This window comes from Streptomyces sp. NPDC057743 (assembly GCF_042798755.1).
Classification (GTDB): Bacteria; Actinomycetota; Actinomycetes; order Streptomycetales; family Streptomycetaceae; genus Streptomyces.
This window is the reverse complement of sequence record NZ_JBHVJX010000013.1, coordinates 106,864-122,424: the sequence shown is the minus strand read 5'-3', so window position 1 is coordinate 122,424 and position 15,561 is coordinate 106,864. Positions and strand designations below refer to the sequence as shown.

Annotated in this window: 10 protein-coding genes; 7 read left to right on the top strand and 3 right to left on the bottom strand. The window is 74.5% G+C overall.

Annotated elements, in window-relative coordinates:
* Position 1: 1 nt before the first annotated feature.
* Positions 2 to 1,633, bottom strand: coding sequence for an MFS transporter (locus ACFVFQ_RS17185; protein WP_383415967.1), 1,632 nt, complete (start codon positions 1,631 to 1,633; stop codon positions 2 to 4).
* A 250-nt stretch (positions 1,634 to 1,883) separates the two neighbouring features.
* On the opposite strand from ACFVFQ_RS17185, the gene ACFVFQ_RS17180 reads away from it, so the two are divergent.
* Positions 1,884 to 2,861, top strand: coding sequence for a GntR family transcriptional regulator (locus ACFVFQ_RS17180; RefSeq protein ID WP_383415964.1), 978 nt, complete (start codon positions 1,884 to 1,886; stop codon positions 2,859 to 2,861).
* Positions 2,862 to 3,030: 169 nt separating this feature from the next.
* Here the strand turns inward: ACFVFQ_RS17180 and ACFVFQ_RS17175 are convergent, their stop codons facing one another.
* Both ACFVFQ_RS17175 and ACFVFQ_RS17170 read right to left on the bottom strand, forming a co-directional pair.
* Positions 3,031 to 4,227, bottom strand: a complete 1,197-nt coding sequence (locus tag ACFVFQ_RS17175; RefSeq protein WP_383415961.1) for a helix-turn-helix domain-containing protein — start codon at positions 4,225 to 4,227, stop codon at positions 3,031 to 3,033.
* A 12-nt stretch (positions 4,228 to 4,239) separates the two neighbouring features.
* Entirely contained in the window at positions 4,240 to 4,386 is a 147-nt protein-coding gene (locus ACFVFQ_RS17170) for a hypothetical protein (RefSeq protein ID WP_383415958.1), read from the bottom strand.
* Between the two features lie 523 nt (positions 4,387 to 4,909).
* Here ACFVFQ_RS17170 and ACFVFQ_RS17165 point away from each other — a divergent pair.
* From ACFVFQ_RS17165 to ACFVFQ_RS17140, 6 genes are all read left to right on the top strand, one after another.
* Positions 4,910 to 5,899, top strand: coding sequence for a DUF3068 domain-containing protein (locus ACFVFQ_RS17165; protein WP_383416290.1), 990 nt, complete (start codon positions 4,910 to 4,912; stop codon positions 5,897 to 5,899).
* 353 nt (positions 5,900 to 6,252) lie between these two features.
* Complete coding sequence (locus tag ACFVFQ_RS17160) at positions 6,253 to 7,557, top strand: glycosyltransferase family 4 protein (RefSeq protein ID WP_383415953.1); 1,305 nt, start codon at positions 6,253 to 6,255, stop codon at positions 7,555 to 7,557.
* A gap of 7 nt (positions 7,558 to 7,564) precedes the next feature.
* Positions 7,565 to 8,290: a class I SAM-dependent methyltransferase gene (locus ACFVFQ_RS17155; protein ID WP_383415946.1), complete on the top strand. Its 726-nt coding sequence runs from the start codon at positions 7,565 to 7,567 to the stop codon at positions 8,288 to 8,290.
* The gene (locus tag ACFVFQ_RS17150; RefSeq protein WP_383415943.1) at positions 8,287 to 12,963 is read left to right on the top strand and encodes an alpha-(1->3)-arabinofuranosyltransferase family protein; all 4,677 of its coding nucleotides are present in this window, start codon (positions 8,287 to 8,289) and stop codon (positions 12,961 to 12,963) included. Before ACFVFQ_RS17155 ends, ACFVFQ_RS17150 begins: the two co-directional genes overlap by 4 nt.
* Positions 12,960 to 14,609: a condensation protein gene (locus ACFVFQ_RS17145; RefSeq protein ID WP_383415939.1), complete on the top strand. Its 1,650-nt coding sequence runs from the start codon at positions 12,960 to 12,962 to the stop codon at positions 14,607 to 14,609. Before ACFVFQ_RS17150 ends, ACFVFQ_RS17145 begins: the two co-directional genes overlap by 4 nt.
* Positions 14,606 to 15,349, top strand: a complete 744-nt coding sequence (locus tag ACFVFQ_RS17140) for a class I SAM-dependent methyltransferase (RefSeq protein ID WP_383415936.1) — start codon at positions 14,606 to 14,608, stop codon at positions 15,347 to 15,349. Before ACFVFQ_RS17145 ends, ACFVFQ_RS17140 begins: the two co-directional genes overlap by 4 nt.
* Positions 15,350 to 15,561 lie beyond the last annotated feature (212 nt).

Genomic DNA, 15,561 nt, shown 5'->3' with positions numbered 1-15,561 from the left:
GTCAGTTGAGGGCGGCGGGAGCGGGGACGCCCGCCGCCTCCTGTTCGCCCGCCGCCTCCCCTTCGCCTGGCGTCGCGTCCACCGTCGCCCGTATACCGCGCAGCAGCACGACGGCCAGGACCGCGGCCGCGGCCATCACGCCCGCGGCGCACAGGACCGCGGCGTGCAGCCCGTGCAGGAAGGCGTCCCGGGCCGCGGCCACCAGGGCGCTCCCGGCGCGGCCCGGTAGCCGGGCGGCGACCGCGAGGGCGCCGGTCAGGGTCTCGTGCGCCGCGTCGGCGGCCCGGGCGGGGAGGCCGACGGGCAGCGCGCCTCGGATGTCGGTGCGGTAGACCGCGCTCCCGATGGTGCCGAGGAGTGCCATGCCCAGGGCGCCGCCCAGTTCGGTGCCCGACTCCAGTACGGCGGAGGCGGAACCGGCGCGCTCCGGAGGGGCGGCGCCCATCGCCAGTTCGTTGCCCAGCGACATCACCGCCACCAGGCCACAGGCGTAGAGCGCGGCGCCGCCCAGGACGCACCACAGCGGCGAGCGCGTCTCCAACCAGGACAGCCAGAGGAAGCCGCCGGCCGCGAGGGCGAAGCCGCCGGCGACCAGGTAGGCGCGGTCCAGGCGCCGGGCGAGCGCGGCGGACAGCGGCGCCACCCCGCCGACGACGAGGCTCGGCACCATGTGCCACAGCGCGGCCCGCAGCGGGCTCATGCCCCGTACGGTCTGGAGGTACTGGGTGAAGAACACCGCGCAGCCGACGACCGCGAACATCGCCAGCAGGTTCATCAGCACCGAGCCGCTGAACCCGCGGTGCCGGAAGAGCTCCAGGTCGAGCATGGGGTGACGGGCGGTGCGCTGCCGCAGGACGAAGCCGACGGCCGCCAGCAGGCCGACGACCAGGGCCGCGACCGGCAGCGCTGCCAGGCCGTCCCGGGCGATCTCCTTGATGCCGTAGACCACGGGCAGCATCGCGGCCAGGGAGAGCGCTGCCCCCGGCAGGTCGAAGCGGCCGGCCGCCGGGTTCCGGAACTCCGGGAGCAGCAGCGGTCCGCACACCAACAGCAGCGCCATCGCCGGGGTGTTGACCAGGAATACCGAGCCCCACCAGAAGTGTTCCAGGAGCACACCGCTGAGCACCGGGCCGACGGCGATCCCGCCGGCGACCGCGGCCGACCAGAGGGCGATGGCCTTGCCGCGCTGGTGCGCGTCGCGAAAGAGGTTGCGGATCAGCGCCAGCGTGGACGGCATCAGGGTGGCGCCGCCGACGCCGAGCAACGCCCGGGCGGCGATGAGCATTTCGGCGCTGCGCGCATAGGCGGCGAGGCAGGAGGCGAGGCCGAAGAGGACGGCGCCGGAGAGCAGCAGCCGGCGGCGGCCGAGGCGGTCGCCGAGCGCGCCCATGGTGATCAGCAGGCCGGCGAGGACGAATCCGTAGACGTCGAGGATCCAAAGCTGTTGGACGGCGCTGGGCTCCAGTTGGGCGGTCAGGAACGGCACGGCGAAGTAGAGGACGGAGACGTCCATCGAGACCAGGAGGCAGGGCAGCAGGAGGACGGCCAGGGCGATCCACTCCCGGCGGCCCGCGGTCGGGGCCGGGCCCGGGCGCCCGTTGGACGCCTGGGATGTATACGAGGTAAACGTCATGGCAGACAGCGTAAGCACGCTCGGTTTACGCCACAAACCCCTTGCGAGAGAAGGGGACTTGGGGTGCGTCACACTAGTGCACTGTGGGCGTGTGCACATCTGTGTCCGCGCCCGCGTCCGCGCCGGGCGTCGACCCCGCGGCGGTACGGAAGTACGGTGCACGGTACGGAAATAGGGCGTCCGCTGTTAGGCTCCGCCGCACCGGGGCCGGCCAGCGGCCCGTCTAGTGCACTAGTACGGAGGTCGCCGCGTGAGGCAGCCCGCAGCACCGCCCTACCGTCGGATCGCGGACCAGATCCGGGCGCGCGTCGACGCCGGCGAACTGGCCCCGGGCGACCGGGTGCCGTCGACCCGGCGGATCACCCAGGAGTGGGGCGTGGCGATGGCGACCGCCACCAAGGCCCTCACCGCGCTGCGCCAGGAGGGCGTCGTCCGGGTCGTACCGGGGGTGGGGACCGTGGTCGCCGCACCGGCCAGCCCTGCACGGCATTTTGACGAAACGTCAGGTCTTCACGGCGCCGCTAGCGGGGGCGCGGCCAAGGGGCGGCGGGGGCGGGAGGCGGACGGCGGGCTGAGCCGCGAGCAGATCGTCCTGGCCGGCATCCGGGTCGCCGATGCGGAGGGGCTGCGGGCGCTGTCGATGCGCCGGGTGGCGGCCGAGTTCGGGGTCTCCTCGATGGCGCTCTACCGCCATGTGGCCAGTAAGGACGAGCTGGTGTTGCTGATGGCGGACGCCGCGTTCGCCGAGGTGCGGGTGCCGGAACCGGCGCCGGACGGCTGGCGGGCGCGGATGGCGGCGGGCGCGCGGCTCCAGTGGGAGCTCTACCGGCAACACCCGTGGCTCGCCGCGTACTTGTCGATCAGCCGGCCGCAGCCGATGCCGCGGGCGATGGCGCTCATCGAGTGGACCATGGCGCGGGTAGAGGGGATGGACCCGGTGACCCTGTTGCACCTGGCTGTGACGCTGCTGAACCATGTGCGCGCCACGGCCGCCGGCTTCGAGGACGACCGGGAGGCCGAGCAGCACACGGGGATGGACCGGAACGCGTGGATGGCGGCCATGGGGCCGGCCTACGAGCGGATCCTGGGGTCCGGGGCGTATCCGATGTACGCGGGGGTGGGCGGGCTCGACGAGGACGCGGTCACCCTGGACACCCTGTTCGAGTTCGGGCTGGCGCGGCTGTTGGACGGGATGGCGGTGCTGGTGGAGGGGCGGGCGGGGGCCTAGGGGCTGCCGGTGGGTGAGGGCCTGAGGGGCGTGGGGCCCTAGGGCTTGGGCGAACGGATCCCGTAGGGGGCACGAGCGCCCCCTGCGGGGCCACAACGCGGGCGGGTTGGGCGGTATTCCCGCTGTTCCCGCTGTTCTCGCTATTCCCGCTTCCCAAGCGCCGCCCGTCTCAGCCGAGTTCGCCGCGGAGGCGGCGGGCGCGGAGGACCAGTTCCAGTTCGAAGCGGCGGTCGGGGTCGTCGAGTTCGCCGTCCCACAGTTCGCGGATCTGGCGGAGGCGGTAGCGGACGGTCTGCGGGTGGACGCCGAGGCGGGTGGCGATCTCGGGGGCGCCACCGCGGGTCTCCAGCCAGGCGAGCAGGGTCTCGGCGAGCCGCCGGCCGTGCGTCGGGCCGCAGTGCGCCAGCGGGGCGAGCCGGCGGCGGGTGAGGTCGTCGATGAGTTCGCCGGGCGGCAGCAGGACCAGTGCCTCGGTGTGCTCGGTGCACTGGAGGAGCTCGCCGGCGGGCAGCAGTCCGCGCTCCATCAGGTCGACCGCGGAGGCCGCCCAGCGCAGCGACTTCGCCGCGTCCAACGGGGGCACGGCGGGCCCGATGGCGCCCGACCAGCCGGCCGCGGCGCGCGCCAACAGCTCCCGGCGGCCCGGCGCCTCCGGGTCCGGCACCACCAACCGGGGCCGCTCGCACTCCATGTCCAGCAGGATCCCGTCGGCCACCGCGGGCGCCACGGCCTCCCGGTCCGGGCGTAACAGGACGGCCACCGCGACCCGTTCGGGCAGCGGCCAGCCGAGCAGCCGGGCCCGTTCGATGAGCAGGGGGTGGTCCGGTTCCGCGAAGAGCTGGTCCATCAGGCGGCGTTGCATCCGGAGGCGTTCGCCGGCCTGGCGGGCGGCGGCCTCCGCATAGCCGCGGACGGACTCGGCGACCAGCCCGTCGAGGTACTCGAAGCCGGACTCGGCCAGTTCGTACATCGCGGGGGCGGGAATGGCGACCTCCTGGCCGATCTCGGCCAGCCGTCGCCAGGCCAGCCGCACCCCCAGCCGGTAGATCGCCTGGAGGACGTCCAGGCTGCGGCCCTGGATGCCCTCGCCGCGGCCGAACTCCTGGAAGACCCGTGGGTGGACGAGCGGCCGGTCCATCCCGTTGGTGAGGTGGGCGACGAAGTGCTCCAGGGACTGCCGGATGCCCACCAGGGCCCGCGGCTCGCCCGACTCGTCGAGGATCAGCGGGAGTTGGGGGTACTCGTGGCGGATCTCCCGGAAGATCTCGTGCGCCAGGGAGGGGACCTCCGCCAGGGCCAGGGTGGCGAACCGGTGCACCTGTTGGGGCGGGACCTCCCGCCACGCCGAGCGGACCGCGCTCACCACGACGGCGCCCCCTCAGGCGCCGGGTCGGCCGAAGGTCACCAGCGGCACGTTCGGCTGCGCGGGCGTGGCCTCCAGGGTGGCGACGATGGCCAGCGCGGCGACCACGGCCAGGGCGGCGGCGGCCAGCGCGGTCAGCGCGGCGGCGAGGGTGCGGTGCATGGCGCGACGGTCCCTTCGTCGGCAGCCGGTACCGGGAGCGCGGCACGCGCCGGCACCGGAGAGCGGCACAGGAGGAGCGGCAGGAGCACGTCGCTGCGCGGGCGGTCACGGGGCAAACGCCTGCGGCCCTGCGCCCTGCGATCCACAGGGGCGGTGACGGCTCAGGAGACCGGCGGCGGTGCCGCGTTCCCACCACGCGGCGTCGCTTCGGTCACGGTGCCTGCCGAGTGTGGAAGGGCATTGACGCGCTGTCAAGGGTTCGCTTACGTTCCCGGCCCATGACGCCGCGTCGCGGCGCCGCACGTGCACCAGGGCGTGTTCCCTCACCGCTTCCAGGAGTGCTCGTATGCGTCAGCTTCCCCCTTCCGGCCAGCAGCCCGGGCACGAGGGTCACCCCAGAACCGCCGGTCGTTCAGGCCCTGTTGGGGCTGCTGGGGCTGTTGGGTCTGCCGGTCCTGCCAGTCCTGCCGGCCCTGCCGGCGCTTCCGCGGCTGACCCCGTAGCCACCGTCCCCCTCGACGCCATCGACCCCACCTCCCCCACCGGCCCCACCCGTCGCCCCGCCTCCCCGCTGTCCCTGGCGCTGTTCGGCGTCGGCGTGTTCCTGCTGGTGTGGGCCCCGTTGCTGGTCTGGTACGTGGCACCGCGGGCCGCGGTCACCCCCGTCGACGTCGACGTCACCACGGTCTTCACCGGCACCGGCAGCTACTTCGACACCGGCTCGCTGACCATCCTGGACCGGCAGCGGATCACCATCACCCGGCACGTGGTGGGCGACGTCGCGGCGAGCGAGCAGAGTGGGCGCGCGGTCTGGGACGTGTCCACTACGGTCGACACCCCGCGCACGCTCCCCTTGGCGGACCCGCGCAAGGCGCTCCAGTGGACCACCGGCCGCTGGGTCACCGACCGGCGCAGCAACGCCCCCGTGCACTGCTGCGGCGAGGCCCCGACCCGGTACGACGGGGACGCCTACCTCAAGTTCCCCTTCGACGTGGCGAAGCGGACCTACCGCTGGTGGGACGACACCCTCGGCGCGGCCGTCCCGCTCCGCTTCGCCGGCACCACGCGCCTGGCGGGGAGCACCGGCTACCGCTTCACCGGGACCGTGCCGGCCACCCGGACCGGCACCCGGCAGGTCCCCGGCCGGCTCGTCGGCCGCCCCGGGCAGGGGCAGATCCAGGCCGAGGAGTGGTACGCAAACACCGGTATCAGCCTGGTCGTTGAGGAGCGCACCGGCCGGATCGTCGATGCGTCGATCTCGCCGGTCAAGACGCTGCGGGCGCCCGGTGGCCGGCGGGACGCGGTGGTGCTGCTGCGCGCCCGGAACCTCGCCTTCACCCCCGCGACCCGGCGGGCGCAGAGCGCCCTGGCGCGGGCCGACAGCGGGAAGTTGGCACTGGTGGGCCGGACGCTACCGGTCGTGTCCGCGGCGGCCGGTGCCCTACTGGCGCTGGCCGGTGGGGCGTTGCTGGTCCGGGGCGGGCGGCGGGGTGGCCGATTCTCATCGGTGTGACGAAACAACGACCCGGTCCGGCGCGGATTTTGTCACCCCGGTGAGTAGCCGGGGGCGCGTCGGGGCGCGAACACTGGCCCTCCAACCGGACAACCGCCCCCACGTGCACCACAGTTCCACCCCCACAACCGGAACACGCCCCCTGCCGCACGCCCCATCAACCGCTCGCCCTCCCTCACACCCCGCGCGACCCCCACGACCCGCGCACCCCACGCACGTCCCCACCGCACCCGCACCCGCACGCAAACACCGCACGCCCCGCGCAACCCGCACGACCTGCACGCCCCGCACGACTCAGCACGCAGTACGTCCCCCACCGTAGGTACCGCACCCTGAGACGAGTTGGATCCCACATGCCTCAGCATGTACCCCCGTCCCCACCGCTGCCCGTGTCCCCGGCGGCCGCACCCGCTCCCCTGGAACCACCCGCACCTCCCGCACCACCGGCGCCCCGCACGCCGTCCAGGGTGACCGCCCCGGCCGCGCCCCCAGCCGCGCCCCCGGCTGCGGACGAGCCCCCGCGCCCGCGCCGGATCGTGTTCCTGGCCCGCCGCGACCTCGCCAACCCGGCCGCCGGCGGCTCCGAGTTGCTGGTGGACCGGATCGCCGCCGGGCTCGCCGCCCACGGGCACGAGGTCACCCTGCTGTGCGGCGGCCCCACCGCCCCGGCTGGCCCGCCCCGCGCCGCAGCCCCAACCGCCCCAGGAGCCCCGGCCGTTCGCGCGGACGCCCCCGCCTACCGCGTCCTGGCCGCCGGCGGCGACGCCGGCCACTTCCTGCGCGTGCCCCGTCAGGTGACCCGCCGCGCCGGCGGCTGTGACCTGCTGGTCGAGGTCTGCAACGGCATGCCGTACCTCGCGCCCCTCTGGCACCGCGGGCCCACCCTATGCCTGGTCAACCACGTCCACACCGACCTGTGGCGGATGCGCTACCCGGCGCCCGCCGCCCGGCTCGGCCGCCGGCTGGAGCACTGGGCGCTGGCCGGCACCCACCGCGGCAACCTGATGGTCGCGGTCTCCGACTCGACCGCCGCCGCGCTGGCGGACCTCGGCGTCGCACCGGAACAGATCCGGCTCGTCCACAACGGAGTTGAGGAGCCGGGCCCGCTCCTGCCGGAGGCGCCCGAGCCGCTGTTCCTGGCCATGGGGCGGCTCGTCGAGTACAAGCGGGTCGACCTGCTGCTGCGGCTGTGGGAGCGGGTCCGCCCGGTCACCGGCGGCCGACTGGTGATCGTCGGCGACGGCCCGGAACGCGACCGGCTGGCCGCGCTGGCCGGCCCCGACGTCGTCTTCACCGGCCGGATCTCCGAGCAGCGCAAGCACCAACTCCTGTGCTCCTCCTGGCTGCTGCTGCACCCCTCCCTGGTGGAGGGGTGGGGCCTGGTGGTGATGGAGGCCGCCGCGCGGTCCACCCCCACCGTCGGCTTCGACATCCCCGGCCTGCGGGACTCCGTCGAGGACGGCACCACCGGGCTGCTGGCCCGCGGCGAGAGCGCCTTCGCCGCCCACTGGTGCACGCTGGCGCTGAGCGCCCGCCGGCGGCACGCCCTGGGCGCCGCGGCCGCCGACCGCGCCGCCCGCTTCAGATGGAGCCGGACCGTCCAAAGCTTCCGGGCGGTCGCCACGGAGGCATATCTCCGGCCGCTCGCCGGGCGGTGACCGGCCCGTGCGCGACCCCTCGCTGGGCAGGTCCCTCGCCCTCTTCCGCGCCTTCCTGAACGAGCCCACCGACCCCGACCACTGTTACCGGCTGCTCGCCCGGGACGCCGCCAACCAGGTCGAGCGCTACGCCCCGTTGCGCGGCGCGGTGGTCGTCGATGTCGGCGGCGGCGCCGGCCACTTCACCGAGGAGTTCCGCCGCCGCGGCGCCCACGGCTACCTCTTCGAACCCGACACCGCGGAACTGGCCGCCCGCGGCCGGATCACCGAAGGGGCGGTGCTCGCCGACGGCTATCTGCTGCCGCTCGCCGACGGCACCGCCGACGTCTGCTTCTCCTCCAACGTCCTGGAGCACGTGGCCGATCCGCAGACCTTCCTCAGCGAACTGGTGCGGGTCACCCGCCCCGGCGGCCTGATCTACGTGGCGTTCACCAACTGGCTCTCCCCCTGGGGCGGCCACGAGACCGCGCCCTGGCACTACCTCGGCGCCGAACGGGCCCGCCGCCGCTACCAGCGCCGCACCGGCCGCCCCGCCAAGCACACCCTGGGCCAGAACCTCTTCGCCGTGCACATCGGCCGCACCCTGCGCCAGGTCCGCGCCCGGGACGACGTCGCGCTCGTCACCGCCCGCTCCCGCTACGCGCCGTTCCTCGCCGAGACCATCCCCCGCCTCCCCGGCGTCCGCGAGATCGCCACCTGGAACCTCCTCCTCATCCTCCGGCGGTTGCCATGACCCAGACGCTGCAGAAGTCCCCGTCCCCCGGAGCGCCCGACGCCGGCGGCACCCCGGCCACCGCCCCCGCCGCGCCGCCCGACGAACCCCGGCGCAGGCGCTGGCTGTTCGCCTTCTGGGCGGCCGTCCTGGTCGCGTTCCTGGCCCCGTCCGCGGGGAAGATGACGTTCGAGACGAAGCTGGGGGTGGCCGTCGACCCCTGGCGCTTCCTCACCGACCTCGGACAGTTGTGGCACGACCGGGCCGGCTTCGGCGGCCTCGCCGACCAGTACATCGGCTACGCCTTCCCCGCCCTCCCGTATTACGGCGCCGCCCACGTCGTGCACCTGCCGGTCTGGCTCGCCGAGCGGCTGTGGATGTCGCTGATCGTCACCACCGCCTTCTGGGGCGCGCTGCGGCTCGCCGAGCGGCTGCGCATCGGCGGCCCCCGCAGCAGGCTGCTGGCGGCCGCCTGCTACGCCCTGTGGCCCGCCTTCACCATCGTCGTCGGCTCCACCTCCGCCGCCGCGCTGCCCGGCGCGCTGCTGCCCTGGGTCCTGCTGCCGCTCACCGACCCGCGGCTCACCGCCCGTACCGCGGCGACCCGTTCGGCACTGCTGATCCCCCTCATGGGCGGCGTCAACGCGGCCTCCACCCTCGCGTCCCTGTTACCGGTGCTGCTGTACGCGCTGTCCCGTACGGGAGCGCGCCGCCGTGCCCTGCTCGCCTGGTGGCTACCGGGCGTCGTGCTGGCCACCGCCTGGTGGACGGTGCCGCTGCTCCTCCTGGGCCTGCACGGCGAGAACTTCATGCCGTACATCGAGCAGGCCGACACCACCACCGCCACCATGTCCGCCACCGAACTGCTGCGCGGCGCCGGCAACTGGGTCGGCTACCTCAACTTCGGCAAGCCCTGGCTGCCGGCCGGCCAGACCATGACCGGCAACGCCTTCGCGGTCTTCGGCTCCGCCCTCGCCGCCGCCCTCGGCCTGGCCGGCCTGGCCCGCCGCAACCTGCCCGAACGGCGCTGGCTGCTGCTGACCGTGCTGACCGTCGCCCTCATCGGGCTGGCCGGCTACGGCGGCGCCCTCGGCGGCCCGCTGCACGCCACCTGGCAGGAGTGGCTGAACGGCTGGCTGCGCCCGTTCCGCAACATCTACAAGTTCACCCCCGGCCTCGGCCTGGCGCTCGCCCTGGGCCTGGCCCACCTGCTCGGCACCCTCCGGTGGACCGGAACCGGACGGCGCGCCGCCCGCCTGACCGCCGGCCGCCTGCCCACCGCCGCGGCCGCCCTGCTCGTCCTCCCGGCGCTGGCCCTGCCCTACCTGGGCGGCACCATCCTCCAACCGGGCGCGTTCCACCAACTCCCCACCTACTGGCGGCAGACCGCCTCCTGGCTCAAGGACCACACCCACGGCAGCCGCTCCCTGGTGGTCCCCGCCACCGCACACGGCCTGTTCACCTGGGGCTCGCCCATCGACGACCCCATGGACGTGCTCGCCCAATCCCCCTGGGCGCAGCGCGACTTCGTGCCCTTCGGGACGCCCGGATCCCGCCGCGCCCTGGACGCCGTCGAACAGGCCCTGCTCACCGGCGCCGAGGTCCCCGGCCTGCGCGACTACCTGCACCGGGCCGGCATCCACGACATCGTCGTCCGCAACGACCTCGACCCCGACCAGATCGGCTACGTCCCCCCGCAGACCGTGAAGCGCACCCTGGAGGCGTCCGGCTACCGCAAGGCCGCCGCGTTCGGCCCGCTCACCACCGCCGGCCGGATCCCCGCCGAGACGCCCGTCCAGATCCAGGGCCTCTACCCGCGCCAGCGCTCCGTGGAGATCTACCAGCCACAAGGGGTCGCCGAACCCGGCCCCGTCACCGCCCCCGCCGCCGCGAACACCGCCGGGCTCAGCGGCGGCCCGGAGGCCCTGCTCCAACTCTCCGCCGACCCCGCACTGCGCGACCGCCCCACCGTCCTCACCGGCGACCGCCACCCCGGCGTCGACGCCCCACCGCTCCAACTCACCGCCGACGGCCTGCGCCGCGCCGACACCCGCTTCGGCCTGGTGGGCAGCAACACCTCCTACACCTACACCGCCGACGAGACCAACCTGCCCGGCAGCCTCCAGGACCCCGGCCGCCCACCCCGGCAGATCCTCCCCACCCCCGGCATCCAGCACCAGACCACCGCCGTGCTCCGCGGCGCCGCCGCCGTCACCGCCTCCTCCAGCGGCAACTGGCTCTTCCACCTACCGCAGTACGACCCCGTCAACGCCTTCGACGGCAACCCCGACACCGCCTGGGCCGAGGGCAGCGCCGGCAACCCCGTCGGCCAGTGGATCCGGATCACGTTCAACTCCCCGACCGACATCCCCGCCACGCTCTTTGTCACCCCCCTGCGCGGCGACGGGCTGCGCGCCGCCCCCACGTCCGTCCGCATCCAGACCGACCGCGGCCGCGCCGACAGCCCACTCCGCCCCGACGTCTCCCGCCAGCGGATCAAGGCCCCGCCCGGCAAGGCGCGCTGGCTCCAACTCACCATCCTGGGCACCCAAACCCCGCGCGCCGGACTCTCCGGCGCCGGCTTCACCGAGATCTCCCTCCCCGGTGTCCAGGTGTCCCGACTCCTTCAACTCCCCACCGACGCCCGACATTCCGACGCCCCCGCCCACCTCATCTCCCTCCACCGGGGCAGTGACCCCGGCGGCCTCTCGCCCGTCTCCGCCGAGGTCGGCCTGCACCGCCAGTTCGACACCGGCCGCACCGCCCCGTACGCCGTCTCCGGCACCGCCCTCGCCGTCCCCGGCCCCGCCCTCGACCGGCTGCTGGACCGGGTCGCCCCCGACCAGAAGGACCGCATCACCGCCACCGCCGACTCCACCAGCTTCGGCTTCGGCCACTCCCTCAGCCCCCGCAACCTCGTCGACGGCGACCTGACGACCGCCTGGATCGCCGGCGCCAAGCCCACCATCCACCTGCGCTGGCCCGGCAAGAAGAAGATCGACAAGATGGTGCTGGCCGCCGCCGGCGGCATCTCCACCCGCCCCGAGCAGATCCAGCTCAACTCCCCCTACGGGGCGGCCACCGCGGCCGTCGACGAGAACGGGCTGGCCCGCTTCGACCCGATCACCACCGACCGCCTCGACATCACCATCAGCAAGGTCAAGGAACTCTCCCTCAGCAACCCGGTCGCCGGCCAGGCACTCCAACTCCCCGTCGGCCTCAGCGAGATCTACCTCCCCGCCCTCGACGCCTACCGCACCCCGCCCCCGGCCCCCGACCGGCGCTTCGCCCTCCCCTGCGGCCAGGGCCCCCCGCTCGCCGTCGACGGCATCCTCTACGCGACCAAGGTCAGCGGCTCCCTCCGCGACCTCACCGAACGCCGCCCCCTCACCCTCCAACCCTGCGGCCCCGCCGTCACCAACGGCCACATCCTCCTGCGCGCCGGCCAACACCGCGTCGAGACCGGCGACCAGGGGCCGTTGACGATCACGGACGTGACGCTGAGCAGGGGGACGGGGACCGCGACCGAGGCCGCAGGCGGGGCGGACGCCGGCACACGGCCCACCGCCACGAAGGACGAGGCGACCGCCTCCGCCGCCAGCCCGCCCGCCCCGGCCCGCTCCGTCACCGTCAAGGACTGGTCCGGCGACCACCGCACCGTCGCCGTCGGCGCAGGCCGGGCCGCCTACCTCCAACTCCACGAGAACGCCAACGACGGCTGGCGCGCCACCCTCAACGGGACACAGCTCACCCCGCTCCGGGTGGACGGCTGGCAACAGGCGTTCCTCGTCCCGGCCGGCGCCGCCGGCACCGTCGAACTCAGCTACGCGCCGGCCACCTTGTACCACCTCGGCCTCATCGGCGGCCTCCTGGGCATCGCCCTACTCGTCGCCTCCGCCCTGATCCGCCGCACCCCGCGCACCCCAGCCACCGCACCGCAGCAACCCCCCGCCCCCTCCTGGGTCCTGGGCACGCTCGCCCTGACCGGGGTGGTGGCCCTGGCCGCCGGCCCGTACGCGCTGATCGTCCCGCTCCTGGCCCTGGTGGCCCGCCTTCGGCCCCGGGTGCTGGCACCACTGGCCGGCACCGCGATGCTCGCGGCCGGCATCACCGCGGCCCTCGGCGCGGGCCACCCGCTCGCCGACGGCTCCGGCGCCTTCAGCGCCCTCGCCCAGGCCCTGGCCCTCCTGGCCCTCACGGCGGCGGTCGTCACCTGGCCGACGCGCGCCGGGGGCAACTCCGGGGCGGGGAACGGCCCGGGCGTTCCGGGGATTCCGGGCGTTCCCGGGTCGCTTCCCGGCTCGCTTCCAGGGTCGGGGAACGATCTGGGGGTTCCGGGAGTGCGGAGCGGTCCGGGCGGTGGCTTGAACGAGGGGCGCGCCCAAGGGAGTTCGGCGGAGGGAGGCGGGGCTGGTGTCCCTACGGCCGCTCCATCCACTCCATCCGATCTGTCCACTTCATCCACCCCAACTACGTCGACCGCTCCGGCTGCTTCAGCCACTCCTGCTGCTCCGGACACTCCGGTCAGTCCGGCTGCTCCAGTCGCTCCGGCTGCTCCGGCTACTCCGGCCAACGGTGGCGCGCCTGACGGTGGGGCCGCGCCACCGGCCCGTACGCCCCACCGGGACACGGGGTCCACCCCCACGCCTCCCGTCCGCCCGTCGCCCGCCAACCCGGAGGGCACCCCACAATGACCACCCGCCAACCGGCCCGGCACGACCCACCGGACGAGCGGGACACCCTCGCGCGGAACAGTCGGGCCCGCACTACCGGGCCCGGCCCCGCCCCCCGCATCCCCTTCCCCCTCGTCGACGAGATCTCCCGCCACTGCCTGGAGGACGACGAACCGGAGACCGTCCACGTAGAGGTGCACCTCCCCGGCCGACTCGACCACGCCCGGCTGCGCACCGCGTTCCACCGGGCGCTCGCCCGCCACCCGCGCGTCCTGGTGCGCCAGGTACCGACCCGTTGGTGGCACCGCCACTACCAGTGGCAACTCACCCCCACCGCCGACGCGGACCCGGTCACCTTCCCGCCCCCGGGCCCCGACGCCCTCGCCCACGCCCGGTCCCGGGCACTCACCGACTGCCCTCCCCTGGACACCGCACCACCGCTACGCCTAGAGGTCATCGACCCCACCCCCCGCCCCACCACGCACGCCCCCCAACTGCCCCCACCCCAAGGCACGGTGCTCCTCCTCACCGCCCACCACACCGCACTCGACGGCCCCGCCGCCCTCCGCATCCTCGCCACCACCGCCGAACTCTACGGACGCACCCACCCCTCCCCACCCACCACACCGCCCCCCACATCCCACCAACACCCCACCACTCCCCTCCCCCACCCCAACCCCCTCACCCGCCCCACCCACCTCGCCCCTTCAAAGGAGCCTCGCCAGCGCCACACTCCCCTCCCCGGTAACGGCATGCTCCTCACCCATCTCCCCCTCCCCACCCGCCCCCCACACCCCGCCAACACCCCAGCCCCCTACACCATCAACGACCAACTCCTCGTCGCCACCTACCTGATGACCACCCGCTGGAACACCCAGCACAACCGCCCCACCACCCCCGTCGTCATCACCATGCCCATCGACGACCGGCCACGAGGCCCCCGGATGCCCATCGGCAACGGCACCCGCCTGACCTCGGTCCACTTCCCCTCCCCACCCAGAACCGACGACACCTCCGACCCCGCCCGCCTCCTCCACCACACCGCCGCCCGCACCCGGGCCCTGAAATCCACCCCGAGCCAACAACTCGGCCTGGCCGGACGCCTGTTGACCAGCATCCCCCTCCCCGTCGGCGCGCGCCGCGCCCTCACCCGAGCCCTGCGCGCCCTCGCCGCCCCCTGGGCACCCACCGCCCTCCTCTCCAACATCGGCCGCGTCCCCTACCCCCTGGACTTCGGCGACGAGGGCGGCCGGGCGACCGCGGTGTGGTTCTCCGCCCCGGCCCGGATGCCCCGTGGGCTGAGCGTCACCGCCGCGACCACCAGCGACGGCGACCGCATCCACCTCGCCCTCCGCTGGTCCCGCGCCCTCCTCGACGACGCGGCCGCCGCCCGCCTCCTCGACCTCTTCCGCTCCGCCCTCGCCACCACCGCCTGGCCCCCACCCCCAGAACCCAACCACCCACCCCCGGCCCCCACTTGCCCCCCAGCCCCAGAACCCACCCGACCAACCCAGGAGGTCCCCCAACCAACTCCGAAGGCCACCCGACCAAACCCGCAAACCGCCTGGCCACCACCGACATCACCGACATCGGACCGGCCACCACCGGAACCCGACCGACCACCCGCGGAAGGCGCCGGCCCACCGGCCGAAGGAGCCACCCCATGACCGCCCTACAGAACTTCTACGAGAACCCCGCGGTACCGGTCGCCTCCGGCCCCGCCCGCAGCCGGCGCCAGGCCCGGCTCCTGGCGCGCGCCCTCGGCCCGGTAGGCGCCGGGGCGCCGCCCGCCACCGTGCTGGACATCGGCTGCGGCGACGGCACCGCCGCCGCCACCGCCGCGGACACCCTCGGGGGCCACCGCATCATCGGCGTCGACTGGTCCCAGGACGCCCTCCGCCGCGCCACCACCCGCCTCCGCCACGTCGTACGCGGCGAACTCACCGACGGCGGGCTGCCGTTCGCCACCGGCTCCGCCGACGCCGTCCTCTTCAGCGAGGTCATCGAGCACCTGGTCGACCCGGACGCCGCCCTGGACGAACTCCGCCGCGTCCTCCGCCCCGGCGGCCACCTCCTGCTCTCCACCCCGAACCTCGCCGCCTGGTACAACCGCGGCCTCCTGCTCGCGGGCGTCCAACCCGTCTTCTCCGAGGTCAGCCTGCGCGCCATCCACGGCCGCCCCGGCACCCAGGTCGTCGGCCACCTGCGCCTCTACACCGCCCGCGCCCTCCGCGCCTTCCTCACCGCATCCGGCTTCGACGTCATCCGCATCGCCGGCGCCCCGTACCACGACGTCCCCCGCCTCCTCCGCCCCCTCGACCGCGCCGCCTGCCACACCCCCTCCCTCTCCTCCATCCTCCTGGCCCACGCCCGCCCCACCACCCCCATCCCCACCCCCCGTCACTAATCACGCCCCGCAACAATCCGTGGGAACAAAACCACCCTCCGTAATCGTTGCCGAAACAGCAAGGAAGGAGGCCCCCGCAAGGCCCACCCGGCCCGCCCCGACAGCCAGCCCCCTCAACTCAACCAACCAAGCAGACACAGGAGCAGGAGCAGGAACAACAGGAACATCCCAAGAGCAGCCACCCCAGAGACAGGCACAAAGAACCCCCGAGC

Coding starts and splice junctions, on each gene's coding strand:
- ACFVFQ_RS17185 (WP_383415967.1), bottom strand. CDS start 1,633: ATGACGTTTACCTCGTATACATCCCAGGCGTCCAACGGGCGCCCGGGC.
- ACFVFQ_RS17140 (WP_383415936.1), top strand. CDS start 14,606: ATGACCGCCCTACAGAACTTCTACGAGAACCCCGCGGTACCGGTCGCC.
- ACFVFQ_RS17160 (WP_383415953.1), top strand. CDS start 6,253: ATGCCTCAGCATGTACCCCCGTCCCCACCGCTGCCCGTGTCCCCGGCG.
- ACFVFQ_RS17170 (WP_383415958.1), bottom strand. CDS start 4,386: ATGCACCGCACCCTCGCCGCCGCGCTGACCGCGCTGGCCGCCGCCGCC.
- ACFVFQ_RS17150 (WP_383415943.1), top strand. CDS start 8,287: ATGACCCAGACGCTGCAGAAGTCCCCGTCCCCCGGAGCGCCCGACGCC.
- ACFVFQ_RS17145 (WP_383415939.1), top strand. CDS start 12,960: ATGACCACCCGCCAACCGGCCCGGCACGACCCACCGGACGAGCGGGAC.